The organism is Paenibacillus sp. alder61, assembly GCF_020179875.1.
Classification (GTDB): Bacteria; Bacillota; Bacilli; order Paenibacillales; family Paenibacillaceae; genus Fontibacillus; species Fontibacillus faecis.
The window spans coordinates 72444-91772 of sequence record NZ_JAIUDG010000005.1; the positions used below are offsets into that span (position 1 = coordinate 72444).

Sequence of the window (19329 nt, forward strand, 5' to 3'; positions counted from 1 at the left end):
TACGGCGGGGCATGGTGGGTCACGGCGGGACACGGAGGATGGCGGTGGGGTCACGACTCACGGCCACGGACCGGGCTGAGCGTCTAACGGAAGCCATAGCGGCTATTTCGTCCAAATCGGCCTATTGAGAATTCTAACGGACGCAATAGCCGCTATTTTGGCAAAAAGAGGGGTTTTGGGCCTGGGTGAGCCGAAATAGGCGCTACTATTTCCGTTAGAAATCCAAAAGACCCAAAAATCACAAAATAGCGGCTATTATTTCCGTTAGCCCTCGGCAGGGATCGGCAGGGATCTGCCGAGGTGGGCCAATCCCTGCCAATCCCCGCCGAGAGTCGCCGTGGCTGCGGAAACAGTATGCAGCCACGCCCGGTCCGAGCGTCTAACGGAAGCCATAGCGGCTATTTCGTCCAAATCGGCCTATTGAGAATTCTAACGGACGCAATAGCCGCTATTTTGGGAAAAAGAGGAGTTTTGGACCTGGATGAGCCGAAATAGGCGCTACTATTTCCGTTAGAAATCCAAAAGGCCCAAAAATCACGAAATAGCGGCTATTATTTCCGTTAGCCCTCTGCTGGAACCAGCCGAGGTCGGCCAATCCCTGCCGAGGGCCGTCACAACTGCCGGGCGGCCCGCCGAACAGCCTGGACCTCGAATAGAGCCGCTTTGAGGCTCCGACTCTCGCAAGGGCCCCAGCGCGGTCCGACGTCCCGTGCGGCCTGACTCGCAAGAACCCCGCGTGGTCAATTTGCCGCAAGGTCACCGCGCGATGCGGACCATCTGCATCAGTCCGAACCGGATTGTCGGTAAGCCTGAGGGCACGCGGTAGCCGCCGCTTTTTTTTGCAAAACTAACAGGAGGTTTAGAGTCAAATGGAGCAGATGTTGGAAGAAGCGATGGAATCGAATCGCTCAGGCAGATATGCGGACACGATCGCGTTATGGGAGCCGCAACTGCTAGAAATGGGCTTAGGAGGAGACGGCCCATCATCGCCCAAGGGGAGCGAACTTCTGCACGCCTTGTATTTTTTTGCGGAGGCTGCGGTTCTGCTTGGCGAGCCCGCGAAGGCCGCGAAGGCCGCCCGGCGATTTGAGGAGCTTTACCGGATCGCGGCCGAGGCGAATCCAGAGGAATTGGGGGAGGCCGTGCATATGAGGAATATGCTGCAGGACATGGCCTTCTTATTTACAAAAGAGCGAGAAACAGAGGTTTGCCTGCGGAGTTTCGGCGAATCGCTCGAGTTTGGAAAACTGCCGCCTTTTTGGACCTCCAGGATCCAATACTTCGTGGCGCTGGCGGACTACCTGGATTACAACGTGGTGGATGCCGAGCGGAAGCTTTCGGAAATTTCCGAGGAAGAAGCCGCGTTTTTTGCCGGCCCGATCGATGAACTCCGCCATAACATCCAGGCGCGCAAACGGCTGGACTATAAGAGCTTGAGAGCCCGGCATCGGGCTTTTATCGAGCTGGGGGATTACGAGGAATGGGTCGTGCAGGTCAGTTTGAACCCGGATGCCTCTCTTTTGGCGGTCATGTACAAGGACGGCGAGCTAAAGGTGCTGCGTACGACTGACGGAAATGAAGTGTGTTCATTTTCGGACAGCCGGCCTCTGTTTCAAGGCGAAAAGGCGGGCGAAGCCGGCCTGGCGTTTAGCCCGGATTCCCGGTATCTCGCGGTAGGATTGGGCGTAGGAATCGTGAAGGTCTATGATCTTGCAAAAAAGGAACCCCTTACGGAATACGCTTATCCCGGACTGGATTGGGAGCAACTGGAGCGGAACGCGTATTATGAGGAGTATACTTACGTAACATTCAGCGAGACCGGCCGTTATTTGATCATGGTACCGACCGCGGCCAGCTATGATCCTCAAGGCGATGACGGTTTTGGCATCCCCGAGCCCTACCGAACCTTTTATTGCGTGGAGTTCGCAAGCGGTGAAGTTGTGCTGCAGCATACTTTTCCCGAGGGATATAAAATTGCGGCGGTCCAAATGAGCTCCGACGAACGATGGCTGGCTGCGGGGTGCTTCGGCCAAGGCATCAAGTTGTGGGAGATGAGCACGCGTCTGGCTGTGTACGAGAATAAGGATTTCGTCTGGCTGGGGTTGCCGTCCCGGGTAGGCATGACGCAGACGGTAGCTTTTAGTCGGGACAGTAAAAAGTTAGCGTATGCGTCACGCCAGACCGTTCGGATCGTTCATCTGGCCGAGACCGATGCCTTTCGCACGGAGGACATCCCGATGCCGGAGAAATCCGTTTGCGGCGCACTCTGTTGGGATTCGAGAGACCGCGTTATTTTTGCACAATATCGTCATAATACCCCCTCTCGCCTCCTCCGGTATCGGAACGGTTCGGAAGGGATGGAAGTGCTGCTCGACCAAGGCCTGCATGATGTGGAGGAAATTTACGTCAGCGAGCAGCACGAAGAGATGTGGATCTATGATAGCCTGCCGTTCAGGTGATTAATTACACGACGGGAGCCTTGATCCAAAAATATGACCCCGATCAGTGGTCCTACTCACGTTGGGTGATATTCAACAAGGTTGCAATCCGGCCCGAGGCGAGCATGGTGGCCATTAGCCATAAAACGAAAGTAAGGCTGGGGTAAACGGCGCCTATCGAAAAACAGGCTATCGTTCAACGACACGACGTTCCCCGTCCAGCATGCGAGCTTGATCAAGCAAAACCCATTGATTGATCTCGTCATAGCCTTTCACGCTGGCCGTAAGCTTGTAGCCCGGGTACATCCATTCCCGGGGAGAATGTTGTTTTAGAAATGCCGTATCCGCTAATCCGACCGCCCGGTGTTCAAACAAATCGACCAAAGTGCCCTGCGGAAAAAAGGCTTCAATGCTCCCCGCCACTTTTTGGCCGATCGGTAAAGCTTGTTTGATTTGCCGCCATTCCTCCATGGTTGCGAGCAAAACCTCGGACCACAGCTCTTCAAACCGGGCTTTGGGGATTCTCTCATAGGAAGGGTCGGAAAGATCGATCGGATGCTCGGCCAACATGAAGTGATACAGCTCATGCTTCCGATGGGAGGTGACCCGGCTGCCGTCCTCTTCGATCACGATTTGTCTCAGGGCGACACCGTCCTGATCGGTTTCAAAATAATAGGTTCCCAATTCGGGCTCTTCGCATGCGCATAAATAGATCACAAGTCGTCACCTGCTGCTTTCGGTAGGTTTGGGTTTTTCATCCATTATACGAAAAAAACAAGGTAATAGCCCCCTAATTCGCGTCCGGCTGCACCGTGGCTACGATAGGTCAGCTCAGCCCGGGAAGAGAGCGGCTCGGCGAAACAGGGAGGCCGTACTGTGATTAAACCGCCGTAAGCCAGGCTGCGCCGCCGCCCGCCATCGTGACGATCACCCCGGCCGCAATCCCCCATTTATGTTTCCGGTCCAGCTTCAGTTCGCCGATGGCACCTGGCAGGATCCATTTGAAGGTGATCAGCGAGAATAGGCCTTGCCCGATCCCCAATAGAACGAGTTTCTTCGCCTGACTCAAATCGTCCGCGGAAGGAACGGAGCGGAACGCCAGAGTTCCTCCGGTGCGTGCGCACCAGTAGGTAATCACCATGTAGAAGAGGATCATCAGTAAGGTAAAAAAGATGGGAAGCGATTCTCTGATCCCGTCGCAAACCTTGGTTTTCTCGGAGCGCTTGAATTGAGGAAGTCCGATCAGATAGAACACCACTCCCATAAATAAAATGGCACCTCCTACGGCACACAGGGCGCCATTTACGATGGCTCCCGCCATCAATAATATAAATAGCATGATGCTCCTCCATTCTATGATTTTGCCGATAACGGATCATTTCATGTTCTATGCGGCGGAACAGCAGGTACCGAAAACCGCGAACCGCCACGTCCTCCTGCCTCCGGGTGCAAAATATGGTAAATTAATGAGGTAGGTAGTCTATTAAAAAAGGAGGGAGTTTCATGAATCGGCATGCCCAGGAAGATTTTCGCTTTCAAGTCGATCTTAGCGGAATGATTCATATTTTGTCCAATCACCTGTACAGCAGTTCCAAGGTTTTCTTACGGGAATTGCTGCAGAACGCGGTCGACGCGATTACCGCCATGCGGGAGCGGGAGGCATCCCACCAGGGCCGGGTCAGAGTCGAGATCATCGGGACCGGCAGCGGCGCCACTCTGGCCATGGAAGACAACGGGATCGGCCTTACCGAGGAGGATATTCACGAGTTTCTGGCGATGATCGGCCAATCGTCCAAGCGGAAAGACGGAAAGCTTGTAGGGGAAACTTCATTTATCGGCCGCTTCGGAATCGGCTTGTTGTCCTGCTTTATGGTCAGCGAGGAAATCGTGCTTCTGACCCGGTCGGCCAAAGGAGGCCCTTCGCTGGAATGGCGGGGAAAGCCGGACGGTACATACAGCATACGCAAATTGGAGAGCGAGTTGTCCTGCGGCACCAAAGTTTACTTAAGATGCAAGCCGGGCAGCGAGCTGTACTTCGACCCGGCCAATGTGGAAGCCTGGCTTAGCGATTACGGCTCATTGCTTCCGTATCCGATTCTGTTTGAGGCGGAGGGCTCCAGTAAGACGATCAACATGCCGCATCCGGATTGGATGAACAACCTGGCGCTTGCGCGGGGTAGTAGGGAGGAAGTGCTGAAGTTCGGTGAACAGCTGCTTGGAGAATCGGTTCGCGATTTTATACCGCTGACCTCCTCCTCCGGGCGGACCTGTGGAATCGCTTATATTTTGCCTTATGCCGTCAACCTAAGCGCGAAGCGGTCGCATCGTGTATACCTGAAGTATATGCTGGTTTCCGAATCGGCGGAGAATATCGTTCCGGATTGGGCCTTTTTCGTCAAGTGCATCATCTGGACGGATGAGCTTCAGCCGACGGCTTCGCGGGAGCACTTCTATGAAAACGAGAAGCTGGAGACGGTTCGTTCCGAGCTCGGCGAATCGCTTCGCCGGGAACTGATGACCCTGGCCGACCTGGACCCGGAACGGTTGAAAGGAATCATTCAACTGCACGCGTTGTCCATGAAGGCTTTGGCGGTGGAGGACGAAGCGTTCTTCCGAATGATACACCGCTGGCTGCCCTTTGAAAGCAGTTATGGCCGCCGCGATTTGGGCGAACTGCTGGATGAGAACGATGAGCTTTACTATACGATCACGCTCGATGAGTACAGGCAGATCATGCATGTAGCTTCCGCGCAGAGCTTGCCGGTCATCAACGGGGGATATGTTTATGATGCCGGGCTGCTTGCCGGTTTGCCGTATTTATACCCGCATAAAAAAATCGAGCGTTTGCTGCCGGAAGATGTATCCTTCTCTTTTATCGACCTTACGGCGGAAGAACGGAGACAGTATTACGAGCTGACCCGGGATGGGGATGCGGCGCTGCAGCGGTTTCGCTGCCGGGTGCAGTTGAAGCGGTTTAAACCGTCGACGCTTCCTTCCTTGTTCACTTTATCGAAGGAATCGTCCGATCTGCGGAACCTTGTCGCGGCTGAAGAAGTGAGCACGACGGAGCTGTCATCGATACTGGGCAGCTTAAGCTCCGCCTATGAGGATCAGCTCTATTCCACTTTGTACTTGAACCTGGACAATGAAGTCGTAGCCCGGGTTTTCGGTTCCGGAAATCGCGCCATCCTGGTTGCCGCGGTCGAGATGCTGTATGTCAATGCGCTTATGATGGGGCATTATCCGCTGAACCGAAAGGAAATGAAGGTGCTGAACGAAGGTATTTTGCGCTTTATCGATTTGGGTCTATCGGCCTATGGAAAGGGAGGGGAAACACTATGAGCATGGAGCTGGATTTTGAGGATTTAATGGACGAAGCCATGGGGATGCCCGATTCGGCGGCCAAAATCGAACTGCTGGAGCAGGCGATCAGGGTGGCCGATACGGCGGGCGATATCGACCAAGGTTATGAAGCGCGCGGTATGCTGGTCAACACGGCCTCTTTTAACGGGTATCCGCTCAAAGCATTGGTTGCTTTTTCGTGGCAACTGGGCCAATACGATAAGCATCCCGAGCGATTCGAGCATGACCTGCATGATTTGCTGTGGTCGTATAAATGGATTCTCCATGATCTTCCGTCGTTTCCGGATATCCCGCTGGCCCAAATCGAAAACCTGCTGGAGGATTTCCGCCTCCGCTCGAAGAAGGCCGGTTACTCGGAAAGGACGTATCATTACTACCGGTTCAGTTTGGCTTTATCGACGGGAGAACTGGAACAGGCCAAACAATGGATGGATCAGTGGAGGCCGGCCGACCGGGATTCGCTTAGCAACTGTCAAGCTTGTGAGCAGGATATGCTGGTCGAATTCTATTATTGGACGGGGGACGATGATCGAACTTTAAAGGAAGCCCAAAAGATCTTGAGCGGCAGATTATCCTGCGCCGAAGTGCCGCATCTTACGTACCCCAAGCTGCTGCTTCCGCTGTACCGAACCGGGAAGCGGCAAGAGGCAGCCGACCTGGAGAGAAAAAGCTACCGCCTGATCAAGGGAAACCGCGATTTTCTATTCGCGGCGGGTCAGCAGATCGCCTATTTGAGCCAGGCCGATCTTTTCAGAGGGCTCGAGGTTTATGAGGCGTTTGCTCCGTTATCCGTTAACCATGAGAACCCGCTTTTTCGCCTGGGTTTTGACGGGTGCGGCGGCGGTCTTGTTTAGGCGGCTGGCCCGCGAGCAGGTGAAATTTGATATCCGGCTGCCTGGACATATTACCGATCCCGCGGCAGCCCGCGACGTATCCCTGCTGTCGGAGATCTACGCGGAACGGGCCCTGACCGCCGCCGGGAAATTCGATACCCGTAATGGGAATCGCTACTATACCGATTATGTGCAGCGGCTTTTGGCGCAGGTGGCGGAGTAGTGCGAGGACATTCAAATACAGTGACGGAAAGCCCGCGTGGATACGCGGGCTTTCCGTCTTTTTGCCCCAAAAGTTGTTTCCCCGTACCCACCTCAAAATATACCGTGGTTTAAAATGGTATTTCTTGACCCTTGATTTTGAAAAGTGAAGTGGTCACAATAGAACTATTGTTTAAGATGACGAAATTGTAACCTTTTGACCGGTGAGCTTTTTAAGGAGTTTTGAAAAAAAGGAGGATCGCCATGCCGCAGGATAAGCAGCGTGTGACTCAGGTTCGCGGTTCGGTGAAGGAATTGGCCGCCCGCCTAGTCGGGCTGTCCGGCGGTGCCGAGAACATTATGGAGTGTACCCACTGTACGACCCGGCTCCGTCTCAGGCTGCGAAATAGCGATCTTGTCGATAAGGAGCGTCTGAACGAGATAAGCGAAGTCCAAGGGCTGTTCGTGCGAACCGGGCAACTGCAGATTATCCTTGGGCCGGAAGCTGTTGTTAAAGTCACCCGTCAAGTGAATGGCTTGCTGGAAGCGGCCGCTACGCCAACACCGCAGCGGCAGGAGGCCCGGAGCGGTTTCGAGGCATCCTCATCCAAGAAGTACGGGACGTTCTCGCTTTTGTCGCGGTTGCTGGAGGCGGTTCAGTTTTTTTCGGATGTCGTTGTGCCCGTGATTCCGCTATTTGTCGGGACGGGGCTTCTGCTCGGCCTTCTGGGCTTGATGGGGGCTATGGGCTGGGATGATCCCGGCAACGTCGGGTTTCGCGCCTTGTCGCTGTTAACGGGATCGGCCTTTCAACTTATGGCGGTCTTGTTCGGGTATCACACGGCCAAGCGGTTTGGAGGTACTCCGGTTCTCGGAGCGGCGATGGGCCTGATCATGACACATCCCGATTTTCTGGAACTAACCGGGTTAGTTACGGAAAAGGCGAGTATGCGCGTCCCATTCATGGCCCCTCAATTTGAGCATCAGGGGGCCCTGATTCCTACGATTCTTTCGACGCTGTTGTTGACTTTCATCGAGAAAGGGCTGCGCCGCCGGCTTCCGTCGTGGGGGGCATTTCCACTCGCCTCTTTTATAAGCTTTGCCATGGCAGGAGGCATAGCGGTGCTGATCATTGGGCCGATTGCCTTCCGGCTGGGTGGGGCTCTTGGCGGTTGGCTGGAGCAGTTGTTCGCCTCCAGCGGCGCGCTGTTCGGTCTGCTGCTGGGCGGGATTTACAGCTCGATTGTGATTGCCGGACTCCATCACGGCATTCAGGCGGTGGAGGCCGGATTGATTTCCAATCCGGACATCGGCGTCAATTTTTTGCTGCCGATTTGGTCGATGGCGAATGTCGCCCAGGCCGGAGCCGGACTTGCGGTTTATGTCGGAACCCGGGACACGGCTTTAAGAAAAGTGGCCCTGCCGGCCTCCATCACCGCTCTATTCGGTATCACCGAACCGATCGTCTATGGCGTCAACCTGAAGCTGGGGCGCCCTTTTTTGGGCGCTGCGGCGGGAGGGGCCGTCGGCGGGGCGTATGTCGCTTTTCATAAGGTCGTGTCCAATTCGTTCGGTCTAACCGGAATTCCGATGACCGCTTTTGTTGTCCAACCTGGACCGATGAATCTGATCCATTATTTAACGGGTTTTTTGCTTGCCCTGATCACGGCATTTTGCGCCACTTGGCTGCTCGGTACGAAGCAAACTTTTATGCATGAAGGCATAGCTAAACGACTTTGAAAACGATCAGGCATAGGAGACGATCATGAAAATCAAAAAAATACTGAATAATAACGCAGCGGTTGTCAACGACTTTGGAGAGGAAAAAATCGTCCTGGGTGCCGGCATTGTCTTCGGGAAGGGAAAGAATGACGTGGTTGACCCCGCCCTCATCGAGAAAGTGTTCATCATGAGCGATCCTTCGCAATACGACCATCTTCAGGAAATGCTGGGTACATTACCGGAAGAAGAAATCGCGGTGACCCAGCAAATTATTACGTTCGCCGAGCGGGAACTGGGGGTCGCCTTTTACGAACATATCCATATCGCTCTGACCGACCACCTTTCATTCGCCCTGGAGCGGATCCGTAAAGGAATCGCTATCCGGAACACGCTTCTGGAGGAGATCCGCATCCTTTATCCAAGAGAGTTCCAGATCGGGCTCCATGCCAAAACCATGATCTACGAGAAATTACAGGTGGATATTCCGGAGGATGAGGTGGGCTATATCGCCATGCACATTCATACCGCCTGGAAGAACTCGGGGACTCGCGGGAAGACGACGGAGAAAACGGCAATGATCCGGGATATCGCTGAGGGGGTGGAGCGTGCTGCGGGGGTAACGTTGAACCGGCGTTCCGCCAATTATGAACGGCTTTTGACCCAGCTTGAGAATATGCTGCAGACCGATGAATCGGGCAGACTTCGCAACGAACTGGTCCCGGAGCTTGTGGCGATGGCAAGAAGCAATTTTACGGAAGCTTATGGACAGGCCTGCGAAATCGGAGAATGGGTTGAGGGGGAATACGGGTACGTTTTTACGGAGAGTCAACGGGTTGTGATCGCTTTGGAAATTAACCGGATAGGAACCAGACGCGGGGAGCCGAAAAATTAGCCCTTTTCTATCAATTCGCATAGGAATAGGGGTCTTTGGTCCTTGTGGAAATCGGGAAATACGGGCTATAGCCATGTCGGGCCTCGACAGGATAGAATTACTTTTGACATTTGAATATGTCGGGATTGTTACTGGTAAGCAGGCAAGACCTAAAAATCCGCTAGGGAATGGTGTGTCCACCACGCTCTAAGGCTTTTTAGGTCTTTTTCTGTTCTCCAGAAAATTACACGAGAAAGGGAGAGAACAAGTATGAATCTCAAACACATCGTAAGAAGAGCATCAGCAGTAACCTTGGCAACAGCTTTATTGGCAGCAGGAGGAACGTCGGTATTTGCAAAAAAAGGTTCAGATTACAAAGAGAGCTACGGCTTCTCCCATATTACACGCTCGGATGCCCTGAATATCCCGGGGCAACAAACAAGCGAACAATTTAAGGTTCCCCAATTCGACGCTTCAACGATCCGGAATCTTCCATCCGCCAAAGGCTTGGACGCAAATGGCAACGTCATTGACCTGGACGTGTGGGACACTTGGCCGCTGCAAAATGCGGACGGAACCGTCGCTAACTACAATGGCTATGAAATCGTGTTTGGTCTGGCTGGCGATCCGAAGCGGGGATGGGACACATTCATCTATATGTTCTATAAGAAAATCGGCGACAATTCCATCGATGCTTGGAAAAATGCAGGCAGAGTGTTCAAAAACACGGACAAGGACGTGCCGAACGATCCAATCCTGAACAAGCAGGGAGAAGAGTGGTCCGGTTCCGCCACGCTGACTTCCGACGGTCATATCCGCCTGTTTTACACCAACCGTCATGGCTGGGATCCCGCGAACGGATTTTACGGCAAGCAAACGTTGACGACCGCTCAAATCAACGTGTCCGAACCTGAATCCGGCACCCTCCAGGTGAACGGTGTCGAGGACTTTAAGTCGATCTTTGACGGCGACGGCAAAATGTATCAAACGGTCGATCAGGCTTTTAGCGGAGGCGACTACGCGGACAACCATACCCTGAGAGATCCGCATTATGTGGAGGACAACGGCCGCAAATACCTTGTTTTTGAAGCGAACACCGGAACGGAAACGGGTTATCAAGGCGAGGATTCCTTCAACAACCGGGCTTACTACGAGGGAAGCATGAATTTCTTCAGAGCCGAGCGGGAGAAATTGTCGCAAAGTCCGGACAAGAAAGGCATTTCCTTGGCCAACGGCGCTCTGGGGATTATTGAACTGAACGACGATTACACGTTAAAACAGGTCATGAAGCCGCTCATCGCATCAAATACCGTAACGGACGAAATCGAGCGCCCCAACATCTTTAAATTGGACGGGAAATGGTATCTGTTCACCGATACAAGAGGCGCCAAAATGTTTGTGGACGGCATTGACGCCGAAGATATCTATATGCTCGGCTACGTATCCAATTCCCTGACCGGGCCTTACAAGCCGTTGAACGGGACCGGACTGGTGCTGCATCAGGATCTTGATCCCAAAGACGTGACATGGACCTATGCGCATTTTGCGGTTCCGCAAGTTCAAGGTAACAACGTGGTCATTACGAGTTACATGACGAACAGAGGCTTTTTCGAGGATCATCATTCCACCTTCGCGCCAAGCTTCCTCGTCAACATTAAAGGCACCAAAACATCCGTCGTGAAGGACAGTATCCTTGAACAAGGACAATTGACGGTGAAATAAACCCGTTCTCCAATAGGGTGTACGTAAAGAAAATGTCAATGATATTGGCATTTTCTTTACTATTTTTACAAGCGGGGAGGGGCCTTATGAACAGCAACATGAAGAACCGAATGAAAAAACAACTTGTGACGTGGGCCGTTTGCGGCGGTTGTTTGGCGGCTCTTGGCTTAACCGTGCAGGTTCCGATGATGACGAGTACGCAGAAGAACGCGCAGAAAACGGAAACGCAAGCTCAATCGCTCGTTCCCGAACAAGGCTTGCGGGCAAATTACCATTTCACCGTACCGGACAAATGGAAGAACGATCCGCAGAGACCTATCTATCTGGACGGGAAGTATCATTACTATTATTTGTATAACCGTGATTACCCTAACGGTAACGGCACGGAATGGCGGCACGCCGTCTCCTCGGACTTGATCCACTGGGAGGATCAGGGTGTGGCGATTCCCAAATATACGAACCGGAACGGCGACCCCTGGTCGGGTTCGGTTGTCGTGGACGAGTCGGGGACGGCCGGATTCGGCAAGGGTGCGTTGGTTGCGATCGTGACACAGCCCTCCGCCAACGGCGGGAGACAGGAGCAATTTTTATGGTACAGCACCGATCGGGGGAAGACGTTCAAGTTCTACGGGGACCAACCCGTGCTTAAGAATCCGGGAAAAAAAGACTTCAGAGACCCTAAGGTCGTCTGGGACCCCCGGTCCCGAAAATGGGCCATGGTTTTGGCGGAGGGAACGAAAGTGGGTTTCTATGAGTCGGCCAACCTGAAAGATTGGCGTTATACCGGCGATTTCCGCACGGATAATATCGGTCTGGTGGAATGCCCGGATTTATTCATGATGAGAGCGGACGATGGTGTCTATAAGTGGGTGCTTGGGGTTAGCGCCAACGGCATTTCAACGGGACGGCCCAATACTTACGCTTATTGGACGGGGAGCTTTGACGGCCAGGAGTTTATGCCGGACCGTCCTGAGCCCGGGTGGCTGGATTACGGATTTGACTGGTACGGGGCGGTGACGTTCGAGGATGGAACGGACAGCGACAAGACCGGTCACCGGTATGCCTTGGCCTGGATGAACAACTGGAGTTACGCCAATCGTACGCCCACGCTAAAGGAAGGTTACAACGGCATGGACTCGATCGTGCGGGAAATTGAACTCAGAAAGTCCAAGGAAGGAGAGTATCGCTTGGTTTCCAAGCCGGTAGACGCCTTGGATGAATCCGTGGTTTCGCGGGAATCGTTCGAACCGATCACTGTCAACGGCTCCCGAACCCTACTGGCTTCGGGCGATTCCTATCAGCTGGATGCCGACATTTCCTGGACAGCCATAAAGAATGTAGGATTCAGGCTCCGGGAATCCGCCGATGGGAGCCGTCATGCCGATGTCGGGATTTACACGGAAGGCGGGTACGCTTATGTGAACCGGTCATATACCGGGCATCCCGACCTGAACGGCCGTTATTTGGAGAGTCAAGCTCCGTTTCATCCCGCCGACAATAAAGCACACCTGAAAATACTGGTGGATAAGACCAGCATTGAGGTCTATGTGAATGACGGTTCCGTGGTATTCTCCAATCTTATCTTTCCCGAACGGAACGACTTGGGCATCACGCTCTTTGCCGAAGGGGGAACGGCGGTATTCAGCAACCTGGAAATTAAGCACTTCAAGTAATAATTCGGTAAAGCTGTCGGGCTGCGGGCGGATGTTGAGGTTATAGTTTTTGCTTCAGGTAAAATATGGGTCTAAAGGCTTATGGAAAATATACACAGCTGTCTCCGATAAAAGAGAAGTATAGTCTTTTATACATATATTCTTTTCAGAAGAAGGAGAATGGGAATGAACAGCTATGTCAAATTTACCAGAAAAATGCTGCTCCCGCTTTTGGCCGTCCTGCTGGCCTTTACCGGAGCGGCTGCGGCCGCTCCGAAAGCGCAAGCCGCCGAGGCTTCGTCAACGGATGCCTATGTGTATTATGTATCTGACGGGGATTTGTACCGGGTACGGACGGACGGCAGCCCCGCCCAGCTAATCCGCGAAAATTTCTTCGGCGTTGAACTGAAGCCGGCGGGCGATTATCTGTTCCATTTATTTGATGAGAAATCGCTCACCTTGCTTAAATTGTCCATGGTGGATTCCAAAGCGAAGGCTGCCGACTTTGGCGGGGATCATGACATTCTTTACTTTACCACCGAGGGCAATTTCGTTTACTGTATGGACGATAAAGGACGCATCTATCGTGTGCCTGCGGAAGCCAAGAAGGTAGAAGAGGGCACGCTGATTGCCGACATGGCCGACACCAAGCATCCTCAGTTCACTGTGCTGGACGGCAAAGTATACTACAATGCGCTCAAAAACGGCAGAACCATCTGGGTTGCGGCCAAATCGGCGGACGGCAGCGGAACGGTTCAGTGGATCGCCGAGGGTGCGCTTTCATCTTCTTACTACTTACATAAGGAAAACAACACCCTTTACTTCATGGTGGATACCAAACCGATGGAAACCCAATATTCCCTCAACAGTATGGTGCTTTATTCGATGCCGGCTGCGGGCGGAACAGCCAAGGCTTTGAATGCCAAAGCTCCATTGGACGCGAACGCCGTGTTTTCCGGAATGTGGGCGGGCGATCATTACTTGTACAACAAAGGGGTTCTTCCCGGCTCCGGTGATGGCTACGATTATTCCAAATCCAAGGGCTTCCTGATCGACAAGTCGGGCAAGAACATCCAACTGAACCAAACCGGGATTTACGAAATCGCCGCCCTGGGCGGGAATAAATTCGTTTATGTCGACGCAAAAGGCAAAGCCTATGTAAGTACGCTGGCGAACGGCAAAGTGGCGAGCACCAAGGCGATTCCTTTGACCGATGTGGGGTATGTACGGAATTTGACCAGCGGCGGCAAAGTCAGATCGACGGCCTTGTTTGCCGAGAGCGGCGCTTATGTGCTGAATGCCGATTTGACCCTGACCAAGATGGTGGGCGTGGAGTGGGATCTCTGCGTGTATAAAGAAGATGTGGCAGGGGTCTTCTATGTCAATGCGGGCGATAACGGCCGGTTGTATTGGATGGGCGAAGACGGCAAAACGACCAAGAAGCTGGCCGATGAGAAAGTGTCGCGAATCGTACTGATCTCCAAAAATTAATTGTGGCAGAGTCATAAAAACCATGGTTACCCATGGTAACCAAAGGACGGCCCTTACGCTGAAGTAAGGGCTGTTTTTATTTTTGGAAAATATTTGATTGTAATTTAAAATATATTCTCGTAATATTATCGTTATGAGAATGAGAATCATTTTCATATAGAGATGAATGCAGGGAGGTGAATTAGGAATATGAAAAGTGAGAGCGCGAGTGCGAGTACAAGTGTAACGCTATCAAAGCCGGTTGGAGTAAAAACAGGGGGCCTCTACTTTGCGATGATCTTCGTTTTGATCGGCATGATTTTGTTGTCCGCGGTATATTCGGTATCGATTGGACAGGTTCACATTCCCTTCAGCCAGGCGATGGAGATTTTGCTTCATGCCATGACAAACGGTCATCTGGGTTCGCTGGAACATATCGAAAGCGAATCTTACTTGAACATTATTTTGCAAGTGCGGGCACCGCGGATTATATTCGCCCTTCTTATAGGCATCGGGCTGTCGTTGTGCGGGACGGTCATGCAGGCTGTCGTGCAAAACCCGCTCGCCGATCCGTACATCCTCGGCATTTCTTCGGGGGCATCGTTGGGAGCCACGTTTGCGATTCTGGTCGGATTTGGAAGCGGCGCGTTTTTGTCGCAGTTCGGCATCGCATTCGGAGCCTTCGCCGGCGCCATGATCACCTCGTTAGCGGTGTTGGTTCTATCCAGTATAGGAGGAAAAGCCACATCGGTGAAGCTTGTCCTGTCCGGGGTTGTCGTCGGCGCGTTGTGCGGTTCATTTTCGAGTTTGATTATTTATTTTGCCAACAACACGGAAGGGATCAAAACCGTTACTTTTTGGTCTATGGGGAGTCTCGCTTCGTCCAGTTGGGAGAAAACGCCGATCATGGCCGTGGTCGTTTTGCTGGGCTGCGCGATGTTTCTTTTTCAACACCGGGTCCTGAATACGATGCTGCTTGGCGATGAAGCCGCCGTAACTCTCGGTATCAACCTGAGCGGTTATCGCAAATTGTATTTGGTGGCCACCGCCCTGATTACCGGAACGATGGTAGCGTATGCGGGGATGATCGGTTTTGTCGGTCTTATCGTTCCGCACATATGCAGAGGCTTGTTCGGAGCGGATCATAAACGGTTAATGCCGGGTACCCTGCTATTGGGGGCGCTGTTTCTCATCTGGGCCGACATCTTGTCAAGGACGCTAATTCATAATGTCGAACTGCCTATCGGCATCATCACTTCCGTTATCGGTTCGCCGTTATTTATCTACATGATTGTTAAAAAAGGCTACAATTTCGGAGGGTAAAAAAGCATGGAATTGACCGCGAAGGAAATGGAGATCAGGCTCGGCAAAAAAGAGATCGTAAAAAATGTTTCGATTCAGGTCAAAACCGGGCAGTTCGTAGGTTTGATCGGCCCGAACGGGTGCGGGAAATCGACGCTGTTAAAAAGCATCTACAAAAGCCTGGTTCCCCAAAGGGGATCCGTCTTTCTGAATGAGCTGGACGTGTTGAAATCATCCGAAAAAAAAGTGTCGCAGCGATTGGGCGTCGTCGGCCAGTTTAACGAAATGCACTTCGATTTGACCGTACAGCAAATGGTGATGCTCGGCAGAACGCCGCATAAACGGATGCTGGAGTCGGATAAACAGGAAGACTACAGGATCGTCGAGGACGCATTAACCAGAACCCGTCTGCTCGATTACAGGGAGCGGAGCTACCTGTCCTTATCCGGCGGGGAAAAGCAAAGGGTGATTTTGGCAAGGACCATCGCCCAGCAGCCTGAATTTATGATTCTGGATGAGCCGACGAATCATTTGGATATCCGCTATCAGCTTGAAATTTTAACCTGTGTCAAGGAATTAAAAATAGGTGTGCTGGCTGCTTTGCACGATTTGGAAATGGCAGCGCATTATTGTGATTATTTATACGCCATCAAAGACGGGGAAGTGTATGCGCACGGCATCCCTAATAGGGTGCTCACCCCTGAAGTTATCGAGGCGTTGTATCAAGTCAAGTGCCAGACTTACATCAATCCGGTAACGAACGGACTCGGCTTTGCTTATGGAATTTAAGAATGGAGGAAGGAAAGTGAAAAGAATTTTAGTTTTGGGGATCGGTTTGACCCTCATGTTGACATTGGCGGCATGCGGAGGTTCGGCGAAAAGCGGTTCACCTGTAGCGGAATCCGAAACGCCAAGTCATTACCCTGTAACGATTCAAAACTTCAAAAAGACGGAGGGCGGAACCACTTGGGAGAAAAAAGATCAAGTCTTCGACAAAGCTCCCGAGCGCATCATGGCGAACACCCGGCCGTCCGCGGAACTGCTGCTGCATCTGGGCTTGGCCGACAAAATCGTAGGGGTAGGCGCCAGTTTCGGGCAGCCGGACAAAGCGGTGGAAGCGGAGTACGCCAAGCTGAACATTCTTAGCGACGGATATGTGGGCAAAGAAGTAACGATGGGAACGAATCCGGATCTGGTCATGGGCCGGGGCGGGCTGTTCGACAATGCCGACTGGGGCGTCGGTACCGTAGATACGCTTAACGAAATGGGAATTCGTACATATGTCCTTGAATCTTCCGTAGCCGGGGGGACGTATGAATCCATCTATAACGATATTAAAAATTTGGGCGAGATATTTGAAGTGCAGGACAAAGCAAAAGAATTCGCCCAGGAGCTCAAAAGCCGGCAAGAAGCGGTCATTTCCAAGTTAAGCGGCATTACGGAGAACAAGACGTATGTTTACCTTCACATGAGCGATCCCAAAGAGGTGAGCGTATTGACGCTGGAAGGGGAGACGTTCTTTAACGGGGCGATGAATATGATCAAATTGGACAACGCGTTGAAGGATCAGACGGGCGAGGGGAATATAGAAATGCTGATCGAGGCCGACCCGGATGTGCTGATTATTCCGGATTGGAGCATCAGCAACGGCACGAGCCCGGATAAGATCAAGGACGGGCTTTACGCCAATCCCAAATTGTCCGGCATGAAAGCCATTAAAAACAAACAAATCTACGCCATGGATTATAACTACATGTTCGGCTATGGGTACAATACCCTGGACGGAATTGGGATTTTGGCCAAAGAGATGTATCCGGACCTGTTTAAGTAAAGATTACCGCCTAAATAAAGAGTACAGCTAATTTATTGAAAAAAAGGCATACGTCTGATTATTTATTGATAATGATTATCATAATCATAAGGGTTATAACAACAGGAAAGGAGTGAGATTTCGATTGATCCGAAGATTTTTCTCCTATTACCAACCTTACCGAGGTTTGTTTCTGCTCGATTTTAGCTGTGCGATTATCGCCGGGCTGCTGGAGCTGGCCTTTCCGATGGCCGTTAATATGTTTATCGACGATCTGCTGCCGCAAGGAAAGTGGAATGTCATTTTGCTGGCTTCCATCGCCCTTATCGCCTTGTATATCCTGAGCGCGGTGCTGATGTATATCGTCAACTATTGGGGCCACATGCTCGGCATCAATATTGAGACGGATATGCGCCGCAAATTGTTTTCCCATATCCAGAAGCTGTCGTTCCGGTACTTCGACAATACCAAAACCGGTCACCTGATCGGCCGGCTGACGAACGATATGAACATGATCGGCGAAATGGCGCACCACGGACCCGAGGATCTGTTCATCGCCGTGATGACGCTCGCCGGTTCCTTTACACTGATGGCGTTCATCAACTGGGAGCTGGCGCTTCTGACTTTCGTGATTGTGCCGGGCATCGTCTGGGTCGTGATTTATTTTAATAAAAAAATGACGAAAGCGGTCGACCAGCTATTTAGCGATATTGGCGATTTTAATGCGCGGATTGAGGATAGCGTGGGAGGAATTCGCGTCGTTAAGGCTTTTTCCAACGAGACCCACGAGGAAGCGCAATTCGCTGTGAACAATGGGCGTTTCCGGTTGACGAAGCTGGCCTCCTACAAGCTGATCGCCCGCAATGGCTCCATCAGCTATATGATGATGCGTTTTGTTACGGTGTTTGTTATGGTCTGCGGAACCTGGTTCGTCATTCAGGGGCGATTGTCTTACGGCGAATTTGTCGGATTCTTGCTGCTGACCCAAGTGTTCTTCCGGCCCATCGAGAAGATCAACGCTATAGTGGAAAGCTATCCGCAGGGTTTTGCCGGCTTCAAACGCTATACGGAGTTGCTGGATACGGAGCCGGACATCGAGGATGCGCCGGACGCCGCAGAGATGCAGCCGTTTCAGCGGGAAATTCACTTCGACCACATCTCCTTCGGCTATGGAGAGGACAAAAAGGTGCTGAACCGGGTTGACCTGGTCATCCGCAAGGGAGAAACGGTGGCTTTCGTCGGGCCGTCCGGCGCGGGCAAGACCACGCTGTGCAGCCTGCTGCCGCGTTTTTACGAAGTGCATAGCGGCGCCATTCGCATCGACGGCGTGGATATCCGCTGCGTGACCCAGGAATCGCTGCGCGGACAAATCGGTATTGTGCAGCAGGATGTGTTCCTGTTTGCGGGGACGATTCGCGACAACATCCTGTACGGCAAGCTCGGCGCAAGGGATGAAGAGGTGTGGGAAGCCGCCCGGAGGGCGAAGCTTGATGAATTTATCCGCGCCCAGGAGCAAGGGCTGGATACGATGATCGGCGAGCGGGGCGTGAAGCTGTCGGGCGGTCAGAAGCAGCGTCTGGCGATTGCCCGAATGTTTTTGAAGAATCCGCCGATTCTGATCCTTGATGAAGCGACCTCGGCGCTTGATACCGAAACGGAGCTGGCGATTCAACAGTCGCTTGCCGAGCTGGCGAATGGACGGACGACGCTGGTCATTGCGCACCGGCTGGCCACGATCAAAGAGGCGGACCGCATCGTGGTCGTAACCGATCAAGGCATCGCCGAGCAGGGACGGCATCAAGAGCTGGTGGAGGCCGGCGGCGTATACAGCCGCCTGCACCGGGCCCAATTCGGAACTTAAGGCCGTTCTTTGCGGCCGTGTTGACCGGGAGTCGGATCGATGGATAGAGAAAATGAAAGATCTTGATGACAAGCGGGAGGTAAC

16 protein-coding genes are annotated in these 19329 nt (G+C 52.5%); 13 read left to right on the forward strand and 3 right to left on the reverse strand.

Going from position 1 to position 19329, the window contains the following annotated elements; all coding sequences use genetic code 11:
* Positions 1-264: 264 nt before the first annotated feature.
* Positions 265-393 (reverse strand): hypothetical protein, encoded by a 129-nt coding sequence (locus LBW89_RS27450; protein ID WP_263639051.1) that lies wholly within the window; start codon positions 391-393, stop codon positions 265-267.
* 476 nt (positions 394-869) lie between these two features.
* On the opposite strand from LBW89_RS27450, the gene LBW89_RS06635 reads away from it, so the two are divergent.
* Positions 870-2459, forward strand: coding sequence for a WD40 repeat domain-containing protein (locus LBW89_RS06635; RefSeq protein WP_225038791.1), 1590 nt, complete (start codon positions 870-872; stop codon positions 2457-2459).
* A 168-nt stretch (positions 2460-2627) separates the two neighbouring features.
* Here LBW89_RS06635 and LBW89_RS06640 read toward each other — a convergent pair whose 3' ends face one another.
* Together LBW89_RS06640 and LBW89_RS06645 are read right to left on the reverse strand one after the other, a co-directional pair.
* Positions 2628-3155: a hypothetical protein gene (locus tag LBW89_RS06640; protein ID WP_225038792.1), complete on the reverse strand. Its 528-nt coding sequence runs from the start codon at positions 3153-3155 to the stop codon at positions 2628-2630.
* A 163-nt stretch (positions 3156-3318) separates the two neighbouring features.
* A complete protein-coding gene (locus tag LBW89_RS06645; protein ID WP_225038793.1) occupies positions 3319-3777 on the reverse strand; it encodes a hypothetical protein in 459 nt (152 codons plus the stop codon).
* A gap of 164 nt (positions 3778-3941) precedes the next feature.
* On the opposite strand from LBW89_RS06645, the gene LBW89_RS06650 reads away from it, so the two are divergent.
* The 12 genes from LBW89_RS06650 to LBW89_RS06705 all read left to right on the forward strand — a co-directional run bounded on the left by LBW89_RS06650 (position 3942) and on the right by LBW89_RS06705 (position 19245).
* On the forward strand, positions 3942-5780 hold the full coding sequence (locus LBW89_RS06650; protein ID WP_225038794.1) for an HSP90 family protein: 1839 nt from the start codon (positions 3942-3944) through the stop codon (positions 5778-5780).
* Positions 5777-6655 (forward strand): hypothetical protein, encoded by an 879-nt coding sequence (locus LBW89_RS06655; protein WP_225038795.1) that lies wholly within the window; start codon positions 5777-5779, stop codon positions 6653-6655. The genes LBW89_RS06650 and LBW89_RS06655 overlap by 4 nt, the downstream gene beginning before the upstream one ends.
* Positions 6648-6857, forward strand: coding sequence for a hypothetical protein (locus LBW89_RS06660; RefSeq protein WP_225038796.1), 210 nt, complete (start codon positions 6648-6650; stop codon positions 6855-6857). Before LBW89_RS06655 ends, LBW89_RS06660 begins: the two co-directional genes overlap by 8 nt.
* 242 nt (positions 6858-7099) lie before the next feature.
* Entirely contained in the window at positions 7100-8575 is a 1476-nt protein-coding gene (locus tag LBW89_RS06665; RefSeq protein WP_225038797.1) for a PTS transporter subunit EIIC, read from the forward strand.
* Between the two features lie 25 nt (positions 8576-8600).
* The gene (locus LBW89_RS06670) at positions 8601-9449 is read left to right on the forward strand and encodes a PRD domain-containing protein (RefSeq protein WP_225038798.1); all 849 of its coding nucleotides are present in this window, start codon (positions 8601-8603) and stop codon (positions 9447-9449) included.
* Between the two features lie 249 nt (positions 9450-9698).
* Positions 9699-11150, forward strand: a complete 1452-nt coding sequence (locus tag LBW89_RS06675) for a glycoside hydrolase family 68 protein (RefSeq protein ID WP_225038799.1) — start codon at positions 9699-9701, stop codon at positions 11148-11150.
* Between the two features lie 110 nt (positions 11151-11260).
* The gene (locus LBW89_RS06680; RefSeq protein ID WP_412066991.1) at positions 11261-12823 is read left to right on the forward strand and encodes a glycoside hydrolase family 32 protein; all 1563 of its coding nucleotides are present in this window, start codon (positions 11261-11263) and stop codon (positions 12821-12823) included.
* Positions 12824-12988: 165 nt separating this feature from the next.
* Positions 12989-14293, forward strand: a complete 1305-nt coding sequence (locus tag LBW89_RS06685) for a DUF5050 domain-containing protein (protein WP_225038800.1) — start codon at positions 12989-12991, stop codon at positions 14291-14293.
* Positions 14294-14566: 273 nt separating this feature from the next.
* Positions 14567-15595, forward strand: a complete 1029-nt coding sequence (locus LBW89_RS06690; RefSeq protein ID WP_225038801.1) for a FecCD family ABC transporter permease — start codon at positions 14567-14569, stop codon at positions 15593-15595.
* A gap of 6 nt (positions 15596-15601) precedes the next feature.
* Complete coding sequence (locus LBW89_RS06695) at positions 15602-16363, forward strand: ABC transporter ATP-binding protein (RefSeq protein ID WP_148456197.1); 762 nt, start codon at positions 15602-15604, stop codon at positions 16361-16363.
* 16 nt (positions 16364-16379) lie between these two features.
* A complete protein-coding gene (locus LBW89_RS06700; RefSeq protein ID WP_225038802.1) occupies positions 16380-17405 on the forward strand; it encodes an ABC transporter substrate-binding protein in 1026 nt (341 codons plus the stop codon).
* A gap of 124 nt (positions 17406-17529) precedes the next feature.
* Entirely contained in the window at positions 17530-19245 is a 1716-nt protein-coding gene (locus LBW89_RS06705; RefSeq protein WP_225038803.1) for an ABC transporter ATP-binding protein, read from the forward strand.
* The last annotated feature ends 84 nt before the right edge of the window (positions 19246-19329 follow it).